This is a genomic window from Gordonia sp. 852002-50816_SCH5313054-c (genome assembly GCF_001665925.1).
GTDB lineage: Bacteria > Actinomycetota > Actinomycetes > Mycobacteriales > Mycobacteriaceae > Gordonia > Gordonia jacobaea.
On the sequence record NZ_LZTE01000025.1, the window covers coordinates 162748 to 184509 of the forward strand.

General features: G+C 64.6%; 18 protein-coding genes. 10 read left to right on the top strand and 8 right to left on the bottom strand.

Going from position 1 to position 21762, the window contains the following annotated elements; genetic code table 11:
- The first annotated feature begins 10 nt into the window (after positions 1-10).
- Together A5788_RS03720 and A5788_RS03725 are read left to right on the top strand one after the other, a co-directional pair.
- Positions 11-1069 (top strand): alpha/beta hydrolase, encoded by a 1059-nt coding sequence (locus A5788_RS03720; protein WP_064865148.1) that lies wholly within the window; start codon positions 11-13, stop codon positions 1067-1069.
- A 78-nt stretch (positions 1070-1147) separates the two neighbouring features.
- Positions 1148-1576, top strand: a complete 429-nt coding sequence (locus tag A5788_RS03725; RefSeq protein WP_231894118.1) for a DUF732 domain-containing protein — start codon at positions 1148-1150, stop codon at positions 1574-1576.
- Between the two features lies 1 nt (position 1577).
- Here the strand turns inward: A5788_RS03725 and A5788_RS03730 are convergent, their stop codons facing one another.
- The 3 genes from A5788_RS03730 to A5788_RS03740 all read right to left on the bottom strand — a co-directional run bounded on the left by A5788_RS03730 (position 1578) and on the right by A5788_RS03740 (position 5675).
- The gene (locus A5788_RS03730) at positions 1578-3257 is read right to left on the bottom strand and encodes a MinD/ParA family ATP-binding protein (protein ID WP_231894110.1); all 1680 of its coding nucleotides are present in this window, start codon (positions 3255-3257) and stop codon (positions 1578-1580) included.
- Between the two features lie 206 nt (positions 3258-3463).
- A complete protein-coding gene (locus A5788_RS03735) occupies positions 3464-4456 on the bottom strand; it encodes an EamA family transporter (RefSeq protein WP_049700515.1) in 993 nt (330 codons plus the stop codon).
- A gap of 196 nt (positions 4457-4652) precedes the next feature.
- Positions 4653-5675, bottom strand: a complete 1023-nt coding sequence (locus A5788_RS03740) for an LLM class flavin-dependent oxidoreductase (RefSeq protein ID WP_049700516.1) — start codon at positions 5673-5675, stop codon at positions 4653-4655.
- A 123-nt stretch (positions 5676-5798) separates the two neighbouring features.
- On the opposite strand from A5788_RS03740, the gene A5788_RS03745 reads away from it, so the two are divergent.
- The gene (locus tag A5788_RS03745) at positions 5799-6683 is read left to right on the top strand and encodes a LysR family transcriptional regulator (RefSeq protein ID WP_064865157.1); all 885 of its coding nucleotides are present in this window, start codon (positions 5799-5801) and stop codon (positions 6681-6683) included.
- A gap of 5 nt (positions 6684-6688) precedes the next feature.
- On the opposite strand, the gene A5788_RS03750 is transcribed toward A5788_RS03745, so the two are convergent.
- Complete coding sequence (locus A5788_RS03750) at positions 6689-7942, bottom strand: MFS transporter (RefSeq protein WP_064865160.1); 1254 nt, start codon at positions 7940-7942, stop codon at positions 6689-6691.
- A 63-nt stretch (positions 7943-8005) separates the two neighbouring features.
- Here A5788_RS03750 and A5788_RS03755 point away from each other — a divergent pair, with 63 nt between their 5' ends.
- Positions 8006-8881, top strand: a complete 876-nt coding sequence (locus A5788_RS03755) for a LysR family transcriptional regulator (RefSeq protein WP_064865164.1) — start codon at positions 8006-8008, stop codon at positions 8879-8881.
- 25 nt (positions 8882-8906) lie between these two features.
- Here the strand turns inward: A5788_RS03755 and A5788_RS03760 are convergent, their stop codons facing one another.
- From A5788_RS03760 to A5788_RS03770, 3 genes are all read right to left on the bottom strand, one after another.
- Entirely contained in the window at positions 8907-9935 is a 1029-nt protein-coding gene (locus A5788_RS03760; RefSeq protein WP_064865168.1) for a hypothetical protein, read from the bottom strand.
- A 146-nt stretch (positions 9936-10081) separates the two neighbouring features.
- Entirely contained in the window at positions 10082-11458 is a 1377-nt protein-coding gene (locus A5788_RS03765) for an FAD-dependent oxidoreductase (RefSeq protein ID WP_231894111.1), read from the bottom strand.
- Positions 11459-11748: 290 nt separating this feature from the next.
- A complete protein-coding gene (locus A5788_RS03770) occupies positions 11749-13089 on the bottom strand; it encodes a DUF1254 domain-containing protein (RefSeq protein ID WP_049700521.1) in 1341 nt (446 codons plus the stop codon).
- A 125-nt stretch (positions 13090-13214) separates the two neighbouring features.
- Here A5788_RS03770 and A5788_RS03775 point away from each other — a divergent pair, with 125 nt between their 5' ends.
- The 6 genes from A5788_RS03775 (at position 13215) to A5788_RS24420 (ending at position 20378) form a co-directional block, all read left to right on the top strand.
- Positions 13215-13667: a DUF6325 family protein gene (locus tag A5788_RS03775; RefSeq protein WP_049700522.1), complete on the top strand. Its 453-nt coding sequence runs from the start codon at positions 13215-13217 to the stop codon at positions 13665-13667.
- A 94-nt stretch (positions 13668-13761) separates the two neighbouring features.
- Complete coding sequence (locus A5788_RS03780; protein ID WP_049700523.1) at positions 13762-14061, top strand: SHOCT domain-containing protein; 300 nt, start codon at positions 13762-13764, stop codon at positions 14059-14061.
- 76 nt (positions 14062-14137) lie between these two features.
- Entirely contained in the window at positions 14138-14545 is a 408-nt protein-coding gene (locus tag A5788_RS03785; RefSeq protein ID WP_049700524.1) for a DUF7144 family membrane protein, read from the top strand.
- 24 nt (positions 14546-14569) lie between these two features.
- Positions 14570-16009: a DUF2252 domain-containing protein gene (locus tag A5788_RS03790; RefSeq protein ID WP_082937867.1), complete on the top strand. Its 1440-nt coding sequence runs from the start codon at positions 14570-14572 to the stop codon at positions 16007-16009.
- A gap of 5 nt (positions 16010-16014) precedes the next feature.
- The gene (locus A5788_RS03795) at positions 16015-17532 is read left to right on the top strand and encodes a hypothetical protein (RefSeq protein WP_049700633.1); all 1518 of its coding nucleotides are present in this window, start codon (positions 16015-16017) and stop codon (positions 17530-17532) included.
- A 92-nt stretch (positions 17533-17624) separates the two neighbouring features.
- Positions 17625-20378 carry a LuxR C-terminal-related transcriptional regulator gene (locus tag A5788_RS24420; RefSeq protein WP_064868902.1) on the top strand — a complete coding sequence of 918 codons (2754 nt, stop codon included), beginning with the start codon at positions 17625-17627 and terminating at the stop codon, positions 20376-20378.
- 55 nt (positions 20379-20433) lie between these two features.
- Here A5788_RS24420 and A5788_RS03805 read toward each other — a convergent pair whose 3' ends face one another.
- The gene (locus A5788_RS03805; protein WP_049700526.1) at positions 20434-21738 is read right to left on the bottom strand and encodes an ion channel protein; all 1305 of its coding nucleotides are present in this window, start codon (positions 21736-21738) and stop codon (positions 20434-20436) included.
- Positions 21739-21762: the final 24 nt, after the last annotated feature.

Sequence of the window (21762 nt, forward strand, 5' to 3'; positions counted from 1 at the left end):
TCTCGCGGCCGTGAGTCGCGCCTCCAATCCCACGCTGTCCCCGCCGCTACGACCCGTTCGCTCGCTGTTGCGAGTCATCGGCCACGTACCACCGCAGGTGTTCGGTGCAGTGTCGCGATGGTGTCCGGTCAACGCAGACGGCGACCACGTCAGCGTCGAGATGCTGGCCGCGGCGGTGGCCACCGCAGTCCTCCCGGATGCCGACATGGGAGGCCCGACGATCGGCAGGGCGCGCAGCGGTTTGGCGCGGGTCGCCGCGCTCACCGCAGAAAAACTCCCGGTGCTTGCAGTCGAGGAGGATTTGGAGTTCGACGGCCCGGCAGGCCCGATCCCGGTGACGCGCTACCGCGCGGGTGTCGAGAGCCGCGGGTTGATCCTGTTCTTCCACGGCGGAGGGTTCACCACGGGCAGTCGCAGGAGTCACGACCCGCTGGCGCGCAGGCTCGCCCTCGACACCGGCGCCGACGTCGTCTCGGTCGAGTATCGGCTCGCGCCGGAGAATCCCTTCCCCGCAGCGGTCGACGACGCTCTCGCCGCCTGGCGCGGTGTGGTCGCCGCCGCCCCGGGCTGGGGTATCCCCAGCGACCGGATCGTCGTGGCGGGCGACAGCGCAGGCGGCAACCTCGCGGCGGTCATCGCGCAGCAAGTTCGTGGCGAGCAGGTGACGCCGCTCCTGCAACTCTTGCTCTACCCGAAGACCGATTCCGTCGGCGAATACGGCTCAACCCGCGAGTTCTCGAAGGGCTACTTCTTGACCGCCGAGCGCATCGCTGACTTCACAGACATCTACGTGCCCGATCCTGCCCAGCGAGCCGATCCACGCGTCTCTCCGCTACTGGCACAAGACCTTTCAGGACTACCGCCTGCACACGTGGTAGTTGCTGGATTCGATCCTCTGCGCGACGAGGGCATCGCATACGCCGACGCTCTCGGTGCCGCGGGGGTGCCCGTCACGCTGCAGCGCGAGGGGGCGCTGATCCACGGGTTCGCCAACATGGCTGCGTTCAGTTCTGTTGCAGATCAAGCGATCTCGCGGTTCACCGCCGTGGCTTCCGACGCCCTGCGCTGACGCGGACCGTGCATCAGTAGAGTGGTCGACGGTTCGGGGCGAGTTCAGCTGTTTTTACATGGGGGATGTGGCGTGAGGATGCCGAAAAGTGGACGCTCGGTGATCGGGGCAACGGGGATCAGGACGACGGGGATCAGGGCAATGCTGATCCCTGCGGCGGCCGCGGTGGTCGTCGGACTCGCGGGATGCGGCGGAGGCGAGAGCGATTCGACGCCGCCGAGCTCCTCGACTCCCGACGCCGCGAAAGCGTCACCGCTGCAAGGTGATCAGCTCTACCTCGCGGGGCTGAAGCAGCTCAACGTGCGCTTCGCCGACGACGCCGCCGCGGTTGCAGCGGGCAAGCAGGTGTGCGCGAATCTGAAGGCGGGCGACGGTCTCCTCGACGCCATACGCAAGGTGGGCAACGGACTCGACGACGCCGAGTCCGGCCAGGTCGTCGGCCTCGCGGCACAGACCTATTGCCCCGATCAGCTCGGAAAGCTCAGCGGCGTCCAGTCGGAGAGCTGACTCAGAAGCGTTCGTCGGCCTGCGGGATCGATCCCGGTGGTGCCGGCTCGTAATGACTCTGCGCCGCAGCCGGATACGGCTGCGGCGGGGTGGTGGACTCCCCGGTCGGATACCCCTGTGCGCCCGCCGGAGGCTGGTATCCAGGCGGGGGACCCTGATACCCGGCAGGAGGCGCTTGATAGCCGGGCGGTGTTCCTTGGAATCCGGGTGGAGGTGCTTGATACCCGGCAGGAGGCGCCTGGTAGCCGGGTGGAGGTGCTTGGTATCCGGGCGGAGGTGCTTGATATCCGGGCGGCGGTCCTTGGAATCCCGGGATTCCGGCACCAGCGGGAGGCATGCCCGGGTTGAACGAATCAGACACTGTCGCAGCGAGTTCAAGGAACGCATTGCGGGTGTCGCGATTCATCTGGTCGAGGTCGATCTGCGCACCGGTCGCGAGATGGTCGTCGAACGGGATGATCTGCACCGCCCGCGTGCGGCCGAGGAAGCGCTGCGTCAGCATGTCCAGATCGATCGGCGCACCTCCCGGCTTCGACGCAGAGATCACCACGACAGCTTGCTGGACGAGTCGCTGATAGCCGTGAGCGTTGAGCCAATCGAGTGTCGCTGCGGCACTTTCGGCACCGTCGACGGCCGGTGACGTGACCAGGACGATAGCGGTCGCCGAACTCAGGACCCCCTCCATCGCCGAGTGCAACAGACCGGTACCGCAGTCGGTCATGATGATGTTGTAGTAGTTCTCCAGAATTCCGATGACGTCGAGGTAGTCGTCGGCGCTGAAAGATTCCGATACTGCCGGATCACGTTCGGATGCAAGCACTTCCAGACGGCTCGCGGACTGCGACGTATGGCGCCGAACGTCGCCGTATCGGGTGACGTTCGGATCGTTCAGTAGTGAGCGCACAGTCGAACCGGTTTGCTGCGGGACACGTCGGCCGAGCGTCCCGAAGTCGGGATTCGCATCGACCGCGATCACCCGGTCGCCGCGCAGCGACGCGAACGCCGACCCGAGACCGATTGTGGTCGTGGTCTTTCCGACGCCACCCTTGAGGGAGAGCACCGCCAGGCGGAAATCGCCGGCCATCGGCCGACGGATGCGTGCGACCATTTCGTCGAGTTGTTGCTGCGACTTGCTTTGGCCCAGATTGATCAGACCGCCCGACACGGTACTCAGTGCACGACGCCATCCGGTTCCGCGCGCCGAAAACGGTATCGCTGCCTGTTGATTCGGATTGCCGGCACCGGGCCCTCCGGGGAATTGAGCACCCGGGTGCATTCCCGGCTGTTGCGCGCCACCCACGTAGAGGCCGCCGTACTGACCGGGCTCGGGATGGTGGGGCCACGGGGGAGTGGGCTGCTGTGCAGGCGCATTCGGGTAGGACGTGCCGGGCGCAGTCGGGTTGGGAGCGGCTGGTGCGGGGCTCGGCTGCTGTGGTTCGAAATGCTGATCGGGCGGGAGGTACTGCGCGACCGGCGGTGCTGGCGTCTGTGGCGTCTCGCCCGAGCGGCCCGTGTACCAGTTGACCTGCGCGGCGGGTGGCGCGAACTGCGCTTGCGGCGGTTGGGGAGCGTCTGACGGATGCTGACCCGCACCGACCGGCGCGTCGAGACGGCTTTCGTCGTCTTCGTGGCTATCGGACTTCGGCCACGATGACGGCTGTGAGCCTTCGGCGTGCGACATCTCGTTGATCATCCCCTCGTGCGTCCCTCGGCGGGCTCATCGCCCACCCCCTGATGCTGGTTCGACCACTGAATACTAGGGCGTCTAACAGTTGCGGTCGTGACGACGTCCTGCGACGACGCCATGTGCAGCGGGGCGGCTATCGATGGCAACGTATCGATCGCGCCGGAGCTTTCGGATGGGGAGCTAGTTGCCGCGCCCCGTTTTCAGTCATTTTCGGCGGCGCTGCCTACTCCGACCTGGTCTTTTGCGGCGGAGTCGCCGTGGGAATGACTGAAAACGGGAGGGGGTGTGGTGTGGGCGCGTGATCGTGGGGCGGCGAGCGCTCCTGCCGCGCATCCGGCGATGACCAGCGCGGCTCCGCCGATCTCGACGTAGGTAGGTTGCTCGCCGAGGAAGAGCCACGCTGCGGTGATCCCCACGACGGGAACCAGCAGCGACATCGGCGCGACTCGGCTGGCCGGGTAGCGCTGCATCAGCGACGTCCACAGACCTGACCCGGCGATGGTCCCGAGCAGCACCACATATGCCAGCCCAGCCAGCGCGATGAGACCTGACGTGGAGCCGAGTGTGGCCATGGCGTGGAAGCCCGCGGATGGTCCATCGACAGCGAGACTCAGCAAATACAGCGGGATCGGCGGCACCACCGACATCCACAGCGTCATCCGCAGCGCATCACCGGAGTTCGGCGGCAACGCGAGGCGGTTTCCGATGTTGCCGAATGCCCAGGACAGTCCCGCCAGAACGGTGAGAAGGATCGGAACGACGATGCCGACTCCGAGCGAACTGTGGCCCGCGCGGTCGACTCCGATCAGAACGATTCCGCCAACTGCGACTGCGATTCCGACCACCTGCGCCGGCACGAGTCGCTCCCGCAAGAACACGACGCCGAGCAGCACCGTGAACGGGGCCGACGTCTGCAGCACCAGCGACGCGAGGCCTGTCGGCATTCCGATGTTCATCGCGAGAAAAAGGAATGCGAACTGTCCGACGCCGAATCCGAACGCGTACAACAGAAACCATTTGATCTGCATTCGCGGGAACCGCACGAACAGCACCACCGGCACGGCCATGCCCGCGAACCGGAGTGCGGCGAAGAAGAACGGAGGGAAGTGGTTGAGGCCCAGGCGAATCGCGATGAAGTTCAAACCCCACAGCACGACGACGGTGAGTGCCAGCATGCGGTCGCGCGTTGTCATGTACTCATGTTCGAGGCTTCGGGAGTGAAGCACAATCGAAATAAAGTGCACTAAAGATGTAGGACAGCTTCATAAAATCGCCGCGCCGGCGCGCTGACGGCGTCGAAGGATCGCAGCCCACAACGCAAAACGCCGACGGCACCGGAAGTCGGTGCCGTCGGCGTTGGGTCAGAGGCGTATTGCCGCCAGCGGAGCGTTACCGCCAGCCGAGTGCGGGAGCGACGTCGTTGAGGATCGACTCCATCACGTGGGCGTTGTATTCGACGCCGAGCTGGTTGGGGATCGTCAGCAGCAGCGTGTCGGCGGCCGCGATGGCCTCGTCTTCGCGCAGCTCCTCGATGAGCTTGTCGGGCTCTGCGGCGTAGCTACGTCCGAACCGTGCCAGTCCGCCTTCGAGGTGACCGACCTGATCCTGGTCGTTGCGATCACGTCCGAAGTAGGCGCGGTCCATGTCGGTGGTCAGCGGGAAGATGCTGCGGCTCACTGAAACTCGTGGCTCGCGAGTGTGGCCGGCCTTCTCCCACGCGTCGCGGAAGCGCTCGATCTGCTCGGCCTGCAACTTGTGGAACGGGATGCCCGTGTCCTCGGTCAGCAGCGTCGAACTCATGAGGTTCATGCCCTTCTCGGCCGTCCACTTTGCGGTGGCCCGGCTGCCCGCGCCCCACCAGATGCGGTCGCGCAGACCCTCGGAGTAGGGCTCGATGCGAAGCATGCCCGGCGGGTGGGGGAACATCGGCCGCGGGTTCGGCTGTGCGAACTCCGCGCCCTCGATCACCTTGAGGAAGACGTCGGTGTGCTGGCGTGCCATGTCGGCGTCGGTTTCACCCTCGGCCGGGACGTACCCGAAGTACTTGTACCCGTCGATCACCTGCTCGGGGGATCCCCTGCTGATGCCGAGTTGGAGTCGACCGTCGGAGATGAGGTCGGCTGCGCCCGCGTCCTCGGCCATGTACATGGGATTTTCGTAGCGCATGTCGATCACGCCGGTGCCGATCTCGATGCTGTTGGTCTTTGCGCCAACCGCTGCGAGCAGCGGAAATGGTGAGCCGAGCTGGCGTGCGAAGTGGTGCACGCGGAAGTACGCGCCGTCTGCGCCGAGCTCTTCGGCGGCAACGGCGAGGTCGATGGATTGATGCAAGACATCTGACGCCGTCTGGGCTTGCGAACCCGGAGACGCCGACCAGTGTCCAAAGGACAGGAAGCCGATTTTCTTGGTCATGTCAGATATAACCGGACCGTGGTCCATTTATTCCGTGACGGACGCCAGAAACAGAGGTGCTACGTGTCGCGGAATCGTTAAGCATCAAGGCCGCATGACCAAGCGTCGTCGTAGCATCGCTTCATGGACGTCAAGCGCCTGCGGCTGCTGAGGGAGTTCGCCGACCGCGGTTCCGTTGGGGCGGTCGCCGACGCGATGCACATGACGCCGTCGGCCGTCTCGCAGCAGTTCAAGGTGCTCACCAAGGAGGCGGGCGTCGAGTTGCTCGAGGCCGATGGTCGGCGGGTGCGACTGACTTCGGCGGGGCAGGCTCTCGTGCTGCGCGCCGACGAGGTGATCGCTGCGGTCGAGCGAGCACAGGAGGAGATGGCCGCGTACCGCTCGGGTCGATCGCGGGTCCGGCTCGCGATGTTCCCCTCTGGCGCGACACTCCTCTTGCCGACCGTCCTCGACCGTGCGGCCTCCGATGCGATCGAGATCGACGCGTCGCACCTCGACGTCGGCTACCCCGACGCTCCGCCCGCTCTCGCCGACTTCGACGTCGTGGTGACACACCGAGACGAGCGCACGCCACCTGTCAGTTCGCCGCGTGTGCGCGTCACCGAGTTGATGCGCGAGCCGCTCGACGTCGTCGTATCGCGCAACTCGTCTCTTGCAGAGCGTGATTCGGTCGCGGTCACCGAGCTTGCAGACCATGACTGGATCAGCGTCGAGGGCGGCTTTCCCGTCGACGATGTGCTGCTGTCGATCTCGGCCATCACAGGCGTTGCGCCGAGAGTCACGCAGCGAATGCTCGACTTCACGACCATCGAGGCACTCGTCGCGGCTGGTCAGGGAATCGCCTTGATGCCGCGTCACGCATCACGCCATCCCGGAGTGAAACCACTTGAATTGCAGGGTGTTCGGGCGGCGCGCGTGTACGAGGCGCTGACCAGGCCGCGACCGCGTCGCGCGGTGACTTCGGTGGTCGACGCCCTCGCTGCCGCGGCTGCTCGGTACGGCGCCTGAGCGCATTACGCCGAACGTCGACGGCGCGGAAGCGCCGCGAGCAGAACCCCTGCGGCGGTGAGCGTTCCGACGTACACCGCGACCCCCGCCCAGCCGAATGCCGAGTACATCAGGCCGCCGAGCGCACCGACCACGGAGCTGCCGAGGTAGTAGTGGAAGAGATACAGCGACGACGCCTCGGCGCGATGCTCGGTCGCCCGTGCGGACACCCAACCGCTTGCCACCGAGTGCGCGGCGAAAAACCCTGCGGTGAACAGGAATAGCCCGACGATCACCGACCACAGATGATCCGGAATCGTGATCAACAATCCCACAAGCATGATCGACGTCGCAGTCACGAGTACCCGGCGTCGACCGAGCCGGTCGGCCAGTCTGCCGCCCCACGCCGACGACACCGTACCCGCCAGATACATGAAGAAGATTGCCGCGACGATTCCCGCCGGCAGTCCGAAAGGTCCACCCAGAAGCCGATATCCGATGAAGTTGTAGACGGTGACAAAGCCGCCCATCAGCACGAAGGCCAGGGCGAAGAGCGACAGCAGACCCGGATCACGAAGGTGCGCAACCAGATTGCGCCCGGTCGTGCGCAGCGAGACTGGCTGTGGAGTGAAGAACTGTGAGCCGGGCACCATGCGCCAGAACGCAATCGCGAATGCAAGAGACACCAGCGCGGCGATCTCGAGTGCCCACTGCCAGGACACAAAGTCGACAGCAAAACCCGGAATGAGCCGTCCGACGAGACCGCCGATCGTAGTGCCCGCGACGTAGCGCCCCATCGCACCGCCGAGCGACATGCCGTCGACTTCTTCGGCCAGATACGCCATGGCGACGGCGGGCACTCCGGCGCACAGCAGTCCCTGCAGGGCGCGGCCGGCCAGGAGTAACTCGATCGACGGCGCCCACGGAAGCAGGAGTCCGATGACCGAGGCGGCAACTGCGGACCCGACCATGAGTCGCACCCGGCCATAACGCTCCGACAGCGCGCTGGCCGGGATGATCGCAACTGCGAGCAGGCCGGTCGTGAGCGAGACGGCCAGAGCCGACGTCGTCGGCGAGACGTCGAAGTGCGACGAGAGTTGCGGCAGCAGGCCCTGCACGTAGTACAGCGCCATGAACGTCGTCATCCCGGCGGCGAACAGCGAGAGTGTGGCACGTCGGTATCCGGGCGAGCCGGGGGAGTGTTTGACGGGCGCGCGGTCGGGGGTCGCGGGGAGGACGGTTGCTGTCACTCCATCGAGTCTGAGCCGCGCAGTGGTCATTAGGAAATGAATGTTTGACCACTGAGTCATTCAGTAATGAATAACCACAGCTAGAATGGCCAGATGTACGACGACCTGCGGTGGTTCATCGCCATCGCCGAGGCAGAGAACCTGACCGCGGCCGCCGACCGGGTCCATTCGTCGCAGCCGACGCTCTCGCGCTTCCTGGGTCGTCTGGAACGCGACCTCGGCGTGCCGCTCTTCGACCGCGATGGTCGACGCCTCGTGCTGAACCGGTTCGGACGCGCCTACCTCGACAGGGCGCGTCGCGCGGCGTCGCAGTTGGAAGCCGGACGTCGGGAGATCGAGGAGATGCGCGCTCCAGCCCGCGGTGCGGTGCGGTTGGCGTTCCTGCATTCGTTCGGACTGGGGTTGGTGCCCGACCTCATCAGCCGGTTCCGGGTGGAGAACCCATCGGCACGTTTCACGCTGACCCAAGATGCGGCGGCGACCGTCGTCGGGCATGTGGTCGACGGCGACGCCGACCTCGCGATCGTCGCCCCCCGCCCTATGCGCACCGACATGGCCTGGGCGCGCGTCGCCGAACAAGAACTCGCGCTCGTGGTACCCCGCGATCACCGCTTCTCGGGCCGGGAGACCATAGGTATCGCTGAGGCCGCAGACGAGGAGTTCATCGTGATGCAGCACGGCTACGGCATGCGGCGGATCTTCGACGAGATCTGCGCCGCACACGATCTCACGCCGACGATCGCCTTCGAATCGTCGGAGCTCGCGACGGTGTCCGGCCTCGTCGCCGCGGGGCTCGGCGTCGGACTGGTGCCGGTCGAGGAGTCGGCGCGCCATCCCGGCGTCGAACTCATCCCACTCGCGGGTGAAACGCGCGAGATCGGGCTGACGTGGTTTCGCGGTCGGCCACTGAGCGACGTCGCGTCGCGCTTTCGGGACTTCGTGCTCGCGGGGAGCACGTCCGACGGATGAATCGCGCTGCCGTGCGGGCTCCCGCTCACCCGTTTCCCTCCCGCTTATTGAAATCAATAAGCGGGAAGTAAGCCGGTGAGCGCGAACCGTGGTGGGGCGGGATGATCTCGTAGGTGACGAGCCACGGGCGCAGAAGGTCGGCGAGCAGACGTCGCTCGAGGGTGGCCCAGATCCAGCGGACCACCATGGTGTCGAGGCCGCGGAGTTCGTCCTCGCGGACCACCGCGTCCTCGGGCGACTCGCCCTCGCGGAGCAGACGGCCGTACTTGGCCAGACCGTCGAACTCGCCGATCAGTTTGCCGTCCCAATCGAAGTCCGTCTCGTACGTGCCGGACGGGCAGACGAAGCGGTGCTGCTGACGCGGAACGGGTAGGTCCGCCTCGTACATCTGCGCACTGCTCCATGATTCGCCGACGCTCTGGGAGAGACCGTTCGCGAGGGGAAGTGCCCGCCGAGCGTGTTGCGCACCGCGTCGACGTCGAGAGCCCAGGATCTCCGACATCTTCGCCCGGTCGGCGCCCAATGCCAGAGCCGCCTCGAGGACGGTCAGTGCCTGCGCGAAGTCGCCGCTCGACGCGACGTCGACCGCTGTCCGCTCGATAGACGTGACCCGGATGCCGTCGACCTCGGTGACCTCGTCGTCGCTGAGCGGCGCCCCGTGCAGGGGGCGCAGGCTGCGAATCGAACCCCCCGATGCGCGGCCGGTCGTCATGTGCACGTGCGAGAGATTCGGTTTGAGCATGCGCAGCCCGTGCATCGTCGCCGCCGACGCATGGCTGAGTACATGCGGCGTGTCGCCGCTCAACTCCGACGTGACGACTGCGATCGAGGTGAGCCGGTGCAACGCCTGCGCGCCCGCATGGCCGTCGAATTGGGCTGTGCGCGGGACCAATACACCGGGTACCAGCCTGATCAGCTGGCCACGATCGACTGCGGCGCAGAGCTCATTGTCGCTGAATGCCGCTGTCTTTGCGGTGCCGCGTCGGATCAGGCCGAACTCATCGAGCGGGTAGCCGGGGAGACCGAGAGTGGAGGGGAGCGCCGAATCCGTCATGCAGCTTCGACGCCGCGCCGGGCCGCGCGGTTCCACTCCGCACCGATTCAGATCGACGTCGACCTTCCCGCTCACCCATTTCCCTCGCGCTTATTGAATTCAATAAGCCGCAAGGAAATCGGTGAGCGGGAAGCGGCCCCCCGGGGTCAGATCCGTTCGGACACCCGCCGAGAGGCCAATTGCACTGCCTCCCAGACGGTTGCGAACGGCGGGGCGTACGCGAGGTCCATCTCGGCGAGATCGTCGACGGTCATCTCGCCCCACAGCGCCGCGGCGACGGTGTCGATACGTTTACCCGACTGCGCTCCGCCGACGATCTGAGCGCCGAGGATGCGGCGGGTCAACTTGTCGGCGGTGAGTAGCACGGTGATCGGGGTGGCCTCGGCCATGTAGCCGCTCGCGGTGTCGCTCTGGGTGATCAGCGTGAGGGCGTCGTGACCGAAGCGCGCGGCGACCTCGGTGTTCATTCCCGTACGTGCGATCTCCAGATAGGTTGGGCCGGAGGAGAATCGGGTGATCGCCGTCGCCAACACCCCGGCGAATCGTTTACTCTCGTCGCCGCCCAGATTGAAACCGCACACCCGTCCCTGCTTGTTGGCGTGTGTTCCGAGCGGTGCAAAGATTCGCTCCCCGGTCATCCGGTCGAGAGACTCGCAGCAGTCTCCCGCCGCCCAGATGTCGTCGGCGACGCGCTGATGGTCGTCGGGTAGGTATCCGCCGTGAACGCCGATCGGCAACCCTGCTGCGGCGCCCAGCGAGGTCGACGGCCGAACGCCCAGCGCAAGTACCACGACGTCGGCTTCGATTGTGTCGCCGGAAACCGTTGTTACGGAACGTATTCTGCCACCCTCAGCGTCGGCGCTCGCGACGACGGTATCGGTCAGGACGGTGACGCCCGCGGCGCGCATTCCTTCTTCGATGCGGTCGCTCATCTCCGGGTCGAGCTTGCTCATCACCCTGGTGCGCGTGGCGAGAGTGGTCTGGAATCCGCGCTCCGCCAACGCCTCTGCCATCTCCACGCCGATGTAGCCGCCACCGACCACGACTCCTCGACGGCCGGAGCCGGCAATCAGATCGAGCCAGTACCGCGCGTCCTCAAGGGTCTTCGCCGGATTGACACCGTCGATCAGCGTTCCGTCCGCGTCACGCGCCCAGTCCGGGACCATCGCCGAGGCGCCGGTGCACAAGACGAGTTGGTCGTAGGCGACCTCCGACGACTCGTCGAACTCCGACGTCACCGAGACGACCTTCCGATCACGGTCGATTCCGGTGACCGTCGTTCCCATGCGGAGGTCGACGCCGAGTTCCCGGTGTTGCGCGGCGCTGCGCGCAACGAGATCGGTCTCGGAGTCGACGAGGCCTGCGACGAGGTACGGAATGCCGCATGCCGAGTACGACGTATCCGACGTCTGCTCGAGCGCGATCACCTCGACGCTGCGAGCGGTGACCTCTGCTGTCCGAAGTGCCTGATGAGCGGCACTCATACCGGCGGCGTCCGCGCCAACGACGACGATGCGTTCCACCCGCGTCACGCTACTCGCGTTCGACGATCCGCCGCGCCGGCAAGGGTCAGAGATCGGCGCCCGCGACCTTACCCATGACAACCCCGATCCCCGCGACGACGAGCGGCAACGCGACGAGCACCGAGACCAGGAGAACTAGCATCTGCATGCCTCAATGGTCCGCGCGGTTGCGCGCGTTGTCGCTGTGACCAGGCAAATCGTAGTCGGCCTCACAATTGGTACGGGTGACGCAGTTTTGGTCGGCAGACAGTGATTCGACGCTATCGATGTGGTCGAGATGCGGCGTCCGATCAGGCATCGCTGTCTGGAGATGCGCGCTTCACGCGCTGCACAGCGGGCGGCGCCCATGTCCCGTCGAGTACCTCGGCGCGCGGAGCGTACAGGCGCATCGTGACGCCGAGCGCGGCCTGTGGCGCGGGAAGCCAGTTGTCGGTCTTCTCGCCACCCGGATTCTCGTGCTGCAGATACAAGACGAGCGAACCGTCGTCGTTGAACCGCAGTTCGTCGCGATCGCCCAACGCGAACCGGTCGAGTTCATTGGCGACCTGATAGCCCTCGGCGTCGTACATCGTGACCGACCAGAAGGCATTCACGGGTGGAAGGCCATCAGCGGGAAACGTGATTGTGTAATCGTTGTGCCCGTCGAGTGGCTGACCGTCGGCGTCGGCCACGACGACTGGATAGATCGCATCCTCGGGAGGGTTGGCACCCAACCCGATCAGCGCGAGCTGTGCTCGTTGAAAATAGTCGTTGCCGTAGACGCCGACCGATCGCGACATGATCTGCCAGCCGTTCACGCGATCACCGAGGCCGGAGATGTCAGGCAGCTTCTTCCTCGCCGACGCGATGCCCGACTCGAGTGCCGTGAGGCCGGCCTCGTCGAATCCCGATGTGTCGAACTCCAGTCCGGGGACGATCCCGATTGCAGCGATACGCGCCAGCACGGACTGATCCGTGAGGTGCGGTGGCGTAGTTGTCAGAACCTCTGCTGCGAGTGTGAAGAACTCAGGAGCAGACAGTTCCGCGACGATGCGCAGTGGTTCGGTGTCCAGGTCGATGGGAGTGCTCGACTCTGGTCGGGTCGGGCCGCCCAACGGAGTGATGGTGAAGCCGTCCTGGAACTTGCCGACGGCGTCGTAGTCGCTCGGGCCGTTGGTCTGCGACCGACCGATGGCCCACACGTACGGTGTCGGGGCCTCGATGATGAGGGCATCGTCGGGGACATCGCCGTCAAATCCCGGTGGTATCACCATGATTCGCGTGCCTGTGTTTCCCGTCGTACGGGATCCCGGAACCGCGAACACGTCGGTCCACATGTCCAGTAGTGGCAGCATGTAGTAGCGACCGTCGCTGTCGGGAAGTTCGATCAGGACTGCTCCACCGGTCAGGTCGAGCCAGGCGGACGAGTACAGCGTGTCGAAATTCGGACGGACGATAGCGCGGAAATCCGCAGTCGGAAACGCCCGCATGTGGTGGAAGGCGTTCGAGGCTCCGAAGCCCGGTTTGCCCGAGGATCCCCGTGCTGTTTGTTGTCGACGGCTGACCTCCATGATGACGAGGGGATACATATAGACGTAGGCCTCCGCTGCCAAGCTCGCGGTATCACCGGTAAGGGGTTTCGATGTCGTCATGGTCTAAGACTCGACGATCGACCCGTGATTTCAGTCATTCGAATCGTATGAGCGCTCATCATCAGCGTATGTCTCACCCGATACGGGTGATGTAGTCGCATCCTATTGATGCCAGCATCGGGAATATGACCGAAACCTCTGCCGATGTGCCCGTCGATGTGGAAACGGGGCCTATCGATTACCTTCTCGTCGAATTTCCCGCCGATCACAATCCAGACGGCTCGGCGCTGATACACCTGCTCGATCTTGTCGATCGAAATGTGATCAGCGTGCTGGATCTCGCAGTGATCCGACGAGACGGCGATAGTGTTGCTGCGCTTGCGGTCTCGGATCTCGACGTCGGTGCTGATCTGGACGCCAATGTCCTCGCAGAGGCGTCGAGCGGACTGCTCGACGATCAGGACCTCGCCGACGCGGCGTCGGTGCTGGCGGACGGCTGCCTCGGCGTTCTCGTCGTCTACGAGAACGTGTGGGCTGCTCCGTTCGCCACTGACCTGCGGCGAGCCGGCGCTCAACTGGTCGCGTCCGGGCGGATTCCCGTCAATGCCATTCTCGAGGCCCTCGGCACAACCGACTGACCGACGTCGGGCTGACCGCAGGGCTCTGCTTGAAGCGTTATGCCCGATCGATTCAACTGAGAACCACTCGAGTGAGAAAGTGCAGGTACCAGCCATGCCAGGACTATTACGCGGGGTCGCCCGAACGGCCGCGGTTGCAGGGACTGCAACCGCGGTGTCCAACAGGGTGTCGCGTCGTCAAGGCGAGCGGTGGGCCAGACGGTCGGCCGAGGCAGCACCCCAGGCCTACGCGGCCGCGCCCGTCCAGAACCCGCAACCGCCGGTTCCCACCGAACAGACAACAGCGCCGGATGACCGAATCGCTGCATTGACGAAACTCGGTGAGCTTCGAAGTTCAGGTGTTCTCACCGAAACGGAATTCGAATCGGAGAAGCGACGTATCCTCGGTCTCTGAGAATCGGCCGATCCGTCAGTGTTCATTTCCAACCACATCGTTAACAGCCACATCGATAACAACGAGTAGGAATTTCATGACCACCTCATCACCTTCCACGAAGCAGCGTTGGGCAGGCGGGCTATCCATTGTCAGTGGCTGCGTGCTGCTCGTCGTCGGGATACTGGAGTTCCTCCAGGGTGTCTCGGCCATCGCGGCTGACAATGTCTTCGTCGTAGGAACCAACTACATCTATAAGTTCAACCTGACGACGTGGGGTTGGATCCACCTGATCATCGGCCTCATCGTCGCTGCGACGGGTATTGCGGTGTTTTTCGGAAAGACATTTGCACGGGTGCTCGCGATCGTGCTCTTGTCACTCTCCGTGATAGCCAACTTCCTCTGGATTCCGTACTACCCGTGGTGGTCGATCACTCTGATCGCACTCTCGATCGTCGGAATCTGGGCGTTGGCGGCGTGGAGTCCTGAGACCGACGAGATCTGACGCGGCGCAAGGAAGGTGACGGCGATGACGAGCGTGGTCGATCCCGCGGACGCGGCGACGTGCTATGACGGCCCTGGCCGCAGGACCCGTGCCGAGAGTGTCTATCTGGGGCTGCAGGCTCGGGAGCGGTTGCCGCTCAGCGGCATCGGCGACCTCGGCGACGAATCGGGCCGTGACCCGATCGGTCTACTCCAAGATCAGGCGCGCACCCGGGTTCCGGAACTCGTTCCGGTCAGATACGGGCGAATGGCTGTTTCTCCCTTCACCTTCTACCGCGGGGCAGCGCTCGTCATGGCCGATGACCTGGCTCGAACCGAGAACTCAGGCCTGACCGTGCAACTGTGTGGCGACGCGCATCTGTCCAATTTCGGGTTGTTCGCCACGCCTGAGCGCAAACTGGCGTTCGACGTCAACGACTTCGACGAAACCTACCCTGGGCCGTTCGAATGGGACGTGAAGCGCTTGGCCGCGAGTCTCGTGGTTGCGGCACGCGGCAACGGATTCGACAACAAGACCGCCAAGCGGATCGCCGGTGCATGTGCCCGTGAGTACAGGGAGTCCATCGCGTCGCTCGCGGGACTCGACACGTTGGACGGCTGGTATCGACGCGCCGAGCCCTCTCGAAAACTGGTGAACATCCGCGATCTCATCGATTCATCGACCGCGAAGAACGTGCGAAAGCAGATCGACAAGGCGTGGACGCGTGACGGCCTGTCTGCGCTCAAGAAGCTGACCACCACCGTCGACGGTGAATTGCAGTTCGTCAGCCAACCTCCGCTCATCGTGCCCATCGAAGAACTGTGGGACGCGGAGGTCACAGCGCGTCTGTACGGTCAGCTTGCCGATCGTGTCGACGCTCTTCGCGCGACGCTCGCTCCCCACTACCGCGTGCTGTTCGACAGATTCACATTTGTCCGCATGGCGCGCAAGGTGGTCGGGGTTGGCAGCGTGGGAACTCAGGCGTGGGTCTTGCTGATGGTCGGACGAGACGAATCCGATGTGCTGCTGCTCCAGGCCAAGCAAGCCGAAAAATCAGTTCTCGCACGGTATCTCGACGGTCCGAAATATGACAACGAGGGCAGGCGGGTGGTGGAGGGACAGCGCCTTACGCAAGCTGTCAGCGACGTGTTCCTGGGGTGGTCCGGAGGTCCAGGAGCTGATGGTGTTCGGCGTGATCTCTACCTCAGGCAGCTTCGGGATGCAAAGGGCTCCATCGTCGTGGAGGGTCTGGACCCACGGGGTCTCGAGGTCTACGGGCGAGCGTGCGGTCGAGTCCTCGCCTACGGTCACGGTCGGTCGGGCGATGCGGTTGCCATAGCGAACTATCTCGGCGACGACGACGAATTCGATAGGGCTGTAAGGCGTTTCGCATCGCGCTATGCGAAAAGGAATGACGAGGATCATCGCGTGTTCGTCGACGCGATTCGGGCAGGCGCGGTTGCGGCTGTCGCCGACGAGCGGTGACGCGCATGCCCGAGACGGTCGTGAGCGCGGAAGGCGAATCGGGACGCGGTCTCGACGCAGACGAACGAGCCGAACTCGAACGTCTGCGCGTCGAGATCGCCGAGATCAAGTCGGGGCAACCGTCGGATGTCGGCAAGGAGTCCAAGCGTCGGCGGATCAACTGGCGAATGATCGGCGTCGTCGCGCTGGTCATACTGTGTGCGGTACTCACGCTGCTGTCGGTCACCACGCGGTACGTCAGGAGTCAGATCCTCGACACCGATCATTACGTATCGACCGTCGCACCACTGGCATCGAATCCCGCTGTGCAGCAACAGGTCACCAACTCGATCACGAACGAGATCAATCAGCAGGCGAACATCGAAGAGGTGACGTCGAATGCGCTCAACGAACTGACTCAACTCACACCGGCCGATCGTCCCCGGGTGGATCAGGCGATCACCGGACTCGCTCCGGTGATCAGCGCACAGGCGGAGAGCTTCATCCACAACACGGTGGCGCAGTTCGTCGGCTCTGATCAGTTCGCTGCGCTGTGGACGACGGCCAATCGCGAAGCGCACGATGCTGTTGTTGCGGCGGTGACCGGTGATACGCAGCATGGCGCGGTGAATGTCGACACGACCAACGGATCGATCAGCATCGAGCTCGGGCCGATCATCACCCAGGTGAAGCAGCGGCTGAGTGCGCAGGGGTTCGCCTTCGCCGACAAGATCCCCGTGGTGAACAAGCAGTTCGTCGTCTGGCAGTCCAAGGAACTCGCTCGGGCGCAGAACCTCGTGAGGTCGCTCGACAAGGTCGCCACCGTGCTGCCGTGGCTTGCGATTCTTGTCGCTCTCGCTGCGATCGGACTCGCGGGAGTCGGTCGCCGTATCCGAACCCTGACAGCAATCGGGATCGCGGTCGTCGGCGCGATGCTGGTGTTGGCAATCGGCATCATCGTCGGTCGCACGATCTACCTGAACAACGTGCCTGCAGACGTCTTGTCTCCCGCCGCCGCCCAGGCGATCTTCGACACCGTGATCAGTCCGCTGCGCACTGCCCTTCGTGCGGTGGCGGTGCTCGGACTCGTCTTGGCACTTGTGGGCTTCTTCGCAGGCGGAACTCGTGCCGCGGCCGCCACTCGACGTGTCATCGCCGGGGGATTCGAATCGGTCGATCGTCGTCGAAAGCAACGCTCGGCGTCGATGGTGGAGGTCCAACTGTGGCGGCTGCGGTACGTCGTGCGTCTCGGGGTCCCGATAATCGCTGCGTTCGTCCTTATGTTCTGGCACTACCCGACAGGCATGGTCGTCTTCTGGGTGGTGGTCGTCGCGTGCCTCATCCTGGCGGCTTTCGAATTCGCCATCGCTCCCGCGCGCCGCGGAGTGGCCGCCGGGAGCGTTGTTGCCAAGGATCTTGTCGTCGAGAGTGCCAGTCCTGAAAGCTCCGAGATCGTTGTCACCGAGACCGTCGTGACCGAGACCGTCGGCGATGACGCGGCTGCAACCGTAGTCGATTCGACTGACAGTCCCAGAGCGAAATGAACCGCACGTCGTAGGGGGTCAGCACCTCGTGCGCGACCTCGCGAGGAATATTCGCCCGTCGCATTCGCGCTGGTCGTCGTACCATTCAGTGCATGAAAGGCGCGGTACCCTCCCCACGAAGCGGTCAGGACGGCGAGGGTGAACCCGACGCACTCGAAGTAGACACAATCGCGGCAGCTCCGCCGATTCTGAGTCTGCGTTTCGCGCCACCGTCATTACCTCCCGGGTTTGTGGTGCGTTCTCGCATCGACGAGATGCTCGACGCTGCACGGGGCGGCGACGTGACCTTGGTGTGTGCCGGGGCCGGGTACGGGAAGACTCTTGCTGTCGCGGCTTGGGCGCAAAGCGTACATCGGCTCGATCGGACCGCATGGCTCGCCGCGGGCGAAGGCGTAGGCGTTGCGGCGTTTTGGCATGACGTGATCGTGGCACTTCGAATGCTTCCGGTCGTGGCCGACGAAGCGCGGATCGCCGAGTTCATGCCCGGACCCGCATTCGGGGATTCTGACGTGGCGGGTCTGGTTGATGCCCTGTCGTCTCTACCAGAGACTGTGACGCTGGTGATCGACGACTTCCATCGCCTCACGTCGGTGGACCTTCTGAAGTCGATCCACCGAGTGATCGAGTGTGGCGTTCTGACAGTGCATCTGGTTCTCATCTCACGCGTGGAACCGCGAATCCCGATGCGCCGTCTGCAGGTGATGGGAAGGCTTCGCGAGATCGATGCCGCCGTACTGGCGTTCACGCCAGGCGAAGCTGAAGATCTGTGTGCACGCATCGGATTCGGGCTGGACCCGGAGAGCCGGGAGCGTCTGATGAACCGGACGCAAGGCTGGCCCGCCGGAATCCGGTTGGCCTTGCTCAGTGCCACAGTCGAATACGGAGGTGATGTGCATGCGGCACTGACGGGCTTCGGCGGCGGTGGCAAGCTGGTGGCGTCGTATCTACTCGAAGAGGTACTTGCGAGGGTGGCCAGCTCCGATCGTGAGTTCCTGCTCGCCACAAGTGTGACGCCCGTTGTCTGTGCGGATCTCGCGCAGGCCTTGACCGGACGTGCTGACAGCCGCGCGATTCTCGAACAATTGGTTGCGCGAAACGTGTTGACGGTGCGATTGACCGGCCGAGCCGGATGGTTCCGCTATCACCCCCTTCTACGCGAGTTTCTCCGCGACCGACTCACTATTGAACGCCCACAGGAGATTTCGACGCTCCATCGGCGGACGGCACAGTGGTACCTGGACAGCGGTGAGCTCATCCCCGGGATCAGGCATCTGGTCGCGGCGGGCGACTGGCTCGCGGTGGCGAAGGTGGTGGGAAAATCGGCACTCCCACTGATCCTGACGATCCACGGGGGTGAGCTGGCGGCGGCGTTGGCTCCTGCGCTCGACGTCGTCGAACGCGATCCGCGACCGGAGGTGCTTCTCGCGGCAAGTGTTGTGGCGCATCATTCTCGGGACTTCGTAACCATGCGCCAGAACGCCTTGGATGCCGAGACCGCGCTGTTGGCGAGCGGCGTCGAACCACCTCGATGGGCCCAGGTCATCGTCGCGCTGGCGCGGATGGTCGCAGCTCGGGTCTTCACACCCGTGGAACTGTACGAGAGTGCGAACGAAGTGCTGACCGTCGCGACCGGGGCATCGCGCAACGAGCTGCCCGCGGTAGGTGCGTACGCGGTCATCGGCCGGACCAACGTAGCCATCAGCCTCGTTCTTCGCGGCGAATTCGACCGTGCTCGTGTGCATTTGGAAGATGTGCGGGTCGAGGCTGATCGTGCCGGGGTGGCACTCACCTCGGCTGCGGCGCATGCCTACCTGGCTCTACTGGATGTCATCGCGGGTGACCTCCCGGAAGCGGGACGTCGAAGCGACATGCTCGCGAGACTGGGTGTTCGACGCGGTTGGACACAGCAACCCCAGTTGCTTGCGGCCAACGCCGCCTCCGCTTTGGTGCACCTGGAGACAGACGAACTCGACGCCGCAAGCGAGTGCATCGACTCCGGCTTCGACCTCGTTCTCCACGGGTCTGATCTGCCTGCGACAGTGGTCCTTCAGATCGCGGCCGTCGGCGTTGCGCTCGCGCGGCGTGAACTGCATACCGCGCGAGCGGCGGCGAGCCGCCTCCGTGCGCTGAGCGCGAGTTGCACTGGACTCCCTCTGCTCGACCACTGGGTTGCGGTCTCGCTGGCCCGCGTCGAATTACTCTGCGACGACGTCGATTCCGCTGAGAAGATCCTGACCGGGCTGCCCGCATCGACCTCTTCTTCATCGAGCGAATTCAGTGCCGAACTCGTCACCATCGCGCGTGCGGAAGTCCTCCTCGCGCAGCATGAACCACGCGCCGCGTTCGACCTTCTGGGTACGCCGGCTCGGTATGCGGCCCACCGCACGCTCGTCGTCGAGGCCGCGCTGTTGTCAGCGATCGCGGCGGATCGGCTCAGGTTGGACTCGATCGCACTGGAGCGGATGGGGCAGGCCATCGATGCGGCGGCTCCGATCGGAGCGCTGCGGCCCTTCGTGGCTCACAGCGAGGAGATCACTGTTCTGCTGGCGCGCTATCGACATCTGAACGCTGAACCCTCAGAACTCGATCGGGCACTTCTCGTACGGCTGACAGCTGCCGATGGGGCCGCAACGATTCGACCTGCGACTCCATCGGACCCGCTCACCGAGCGGGAGCTCGCCGTATTGCGTTATCTGCCAACGATGTACAAGTCGGCGGAGATAGCCGCGGACCTCTTCGTGTCGGTGAACACCGTGAAGACACACCAGCAGTCGATCTACCGCAAGTTGGGGGTATCGACACGCCGCGCCGCCGTCGACCGTGCCCGCGAGTGGCGCCTTCTGTAAAACGCAGCTGAGGACAATGGCTGCGGGGACTATGGCTGGCCGTACGCAGTGCGCGTCAGGTGCTCCCTGCCGCGTCGGGGCTCGGGTCGTCGACCGGCTTCGCACGCAATTCGGGGGCATTGGCCACGACAAGCCACGCGGCCAGCGTCGCGAACAGGAGCGGTATCAACAGATCGAGTTGCGGCACAACAGCGAGTCCGAGGAAGAGGCTGATCCAGCCGTTCCGTGTTGCCGCGACGACGATCCCGACGATGCTCGCGGCCACCGTGATCGTCAACGGAAGCGACGGCCACAGCACGTGCATGCCGAATCCCGCTGCGGCACCGGCGAAGACAGACGGAAAGATGCGACCACCACGGAAGCCGCCCGCGCTGGCCAACAGCATGGCACACATCTTGATGCCTGCGAACGCGAAGAACCCGAGGGCGGTCGTGGTCCCGATCCGGTCGGGCAGTTCCTTCATCTGATCGAGGCCCTTGAACAGCGTGATCGTTCCGCCAAGGATGCCGAGGCCGCCGAGGATCGCTCCCACCAATGTCAACCGGATGATGGGGTCTCGTAGCGAGCGATGCAGCACGCGGTGCAGCGGATCGAACACGAAGGCCGCGACAACACCGCATGCGGCGATGACCACGGCTACCCCGACGGCGATCAAGGTGTCGATGATGCTGCCAACCTTTTCCTCCGGTAGGTCGATCGACATCGTGAGGTCGGTGAAGCGCAGGATGACGAACGATCCGGTAGCCGCCGCGACCAGGGGCAAATACAGGCGATTCCACAGGGGAATTCGCTGATCGCCGGGATTGGCCTCCGACAGCATGAGGGCCGCGGCGACCGGGGTTCCGAACAGTGCGCCGAGTGTCGCAGCAGTTGAGAGGCCCATCCACTGGGTCTGGTCGATCCTCGGAATCAGGCGCACACCGACGGCCACCACGATCGCCGCATTGATGACCATGATCGGGCTCTCCGGACCGAGGCTGACGCCGCCTGCCAGCGCCAGGATCGCCGCGATCGCGAGGCCGGGGGTTGCACCGACGGCGATCGGTGTGGACACCAACTCCTGCGTCGCGGGATCATCTCCGGCGTGGCCGGGAGCGAATCGGATCACCAGTCCCACCAGAACGCCCGCGATGGTCAGCACGAGCAGAATCCACCACCAGGTGCTGTCGGTGATGCCCAGCCACGACGTCACGGTGTGCCAGAGGAAGTGTTCGAGAGTGCTGGCGACGGCCGAGATTCCCCACAGCAGCAGGGCACATACGACACCCACGAGTAGGGCGACAGGTGTGAGTGCGAGTAGTTTCCCGACGGGTACTCGCGTCGAGTCCTGCTGTCCGGTTCCGGTGGTCGCCTCACTCATGACTTCAACTGTCGCGCATCCGAA

Excerpts from the sequence above, each read along its gene's own strand:
- A5788_RS03725 (WP_231894118.1), top strand. The coding sequence starts at position 1,148 with ATGCCGAAAAGTGGACGCTCGGTGATCGGGGCAACGGGGATCAGGACG.
- A5788_RS03730 (WP_231894110.1), bottom strand. The coding sequence starts at position 3,257 with ATGTCGCACGCCGAAGGCTCACAGCCGTCATCGTGGCCGAAGTCCGAT.
- A5788_RS03735 (WP_049700515.1), bottom strand. The coding sequence starts at position 4,456 with ATGACAACGCGCGACCGCATGCTGGCACTCACCGTCGTCGTGCTGTGG.
- A5788_RS03740 (WP_049700516.1), bottom strand. The coding sequence starts at position 5,675 with ATGACCAAGAAAATCGGCTTCCTGTCCTTTGGACACTGGTCGGCGTCT.
- A5788_RS03745 (WP_064865157.1), top strand. The coding sequence starts at position 5,799 with ATGGACGTCAAGCGCCTGCGGCTGCTGAGGGAGTTCGCCGACCGCGGT.
- A5788_RS03750 (WP_064865160.1), bottom strand. The coding sequence starts at position 7,942 with ATGACCACTGCGCGGCTCAGACTCGATGGAGTGACAGCAACCGTCCTC.
- A5788_RS03755 (WP_064865164.1), top strand. The coding sequence starts at position 8,006 with ATGTACGACGACCTGCGGTGGTTCATCGCCATCGCCGAGGCAGAGAAC.
- A5788_RS03760 (WP_064865168.1), bottom strand. The coding sequence starts at position 9,935 with ATGACGGATTCGGCGCTCCCCTCCACTCTCGGTCTCCCCGGCTACCCG.
- A5788_RS03770 (WP_049700521.1), bottom strand. The coding sequence starts at position 13,089 with ATGACGACATCGAAACCCCTTACCGGTGATACCGCGAGCTTGGCAGCG.
- A5788_RS03775 (WP_049700522.1), top strand. The coding sequence starts at position 13,215 with ATGACCGAAACCTCTGCCGATGTGCCCGTCGATGTGGAAACGGGGCCT.
- A5788_RS03780 (WP_049700523.1), top strand. The coding sequence starts at position 13,762 with ATGCCAGGACTATTACGCGGGGTCGCCCGAACGGCCGCGGTTGCAGGG.
- A5788_RS03785 (WP_049700524.1), top strand. The coding sequence starts at position 14,138 with ATGACCACCTCATCACCTTCCACGAAGCAGCGTTGGGCAGGCGGGCTA.
- A5788_RS03790 (WP_082937867.1), top strand. The coding sequence starts at position 14,570 with ATGACGAGCGTGGTCGATCCCGCGGACGCGGCGACGTGCTATGACGGC.
- A5788_RS03795 (WP_049700633.1), top strand. The coding sequence starts at position 16,015 with ATGCCCGAGACGGTCGTGAGCGCGGAAGGCGAATCGGGACGCGGTCTC.
- A5788_RS24420 (WP_064868902.1), top strand. The coding sequence starts at position 17,625 with ATGAAAGGCGCGGTACCCTCCCCACGAAGCGGTCAGGACGGCGAGGGT.
- A5788_RS03805 (WP_049700526.1), bottom strand. The coding sequence starts at position 21,738 with ATGAGTGAGGCGACCACCGGAACCGGACAGCAGGACTCGACGCGAGTA.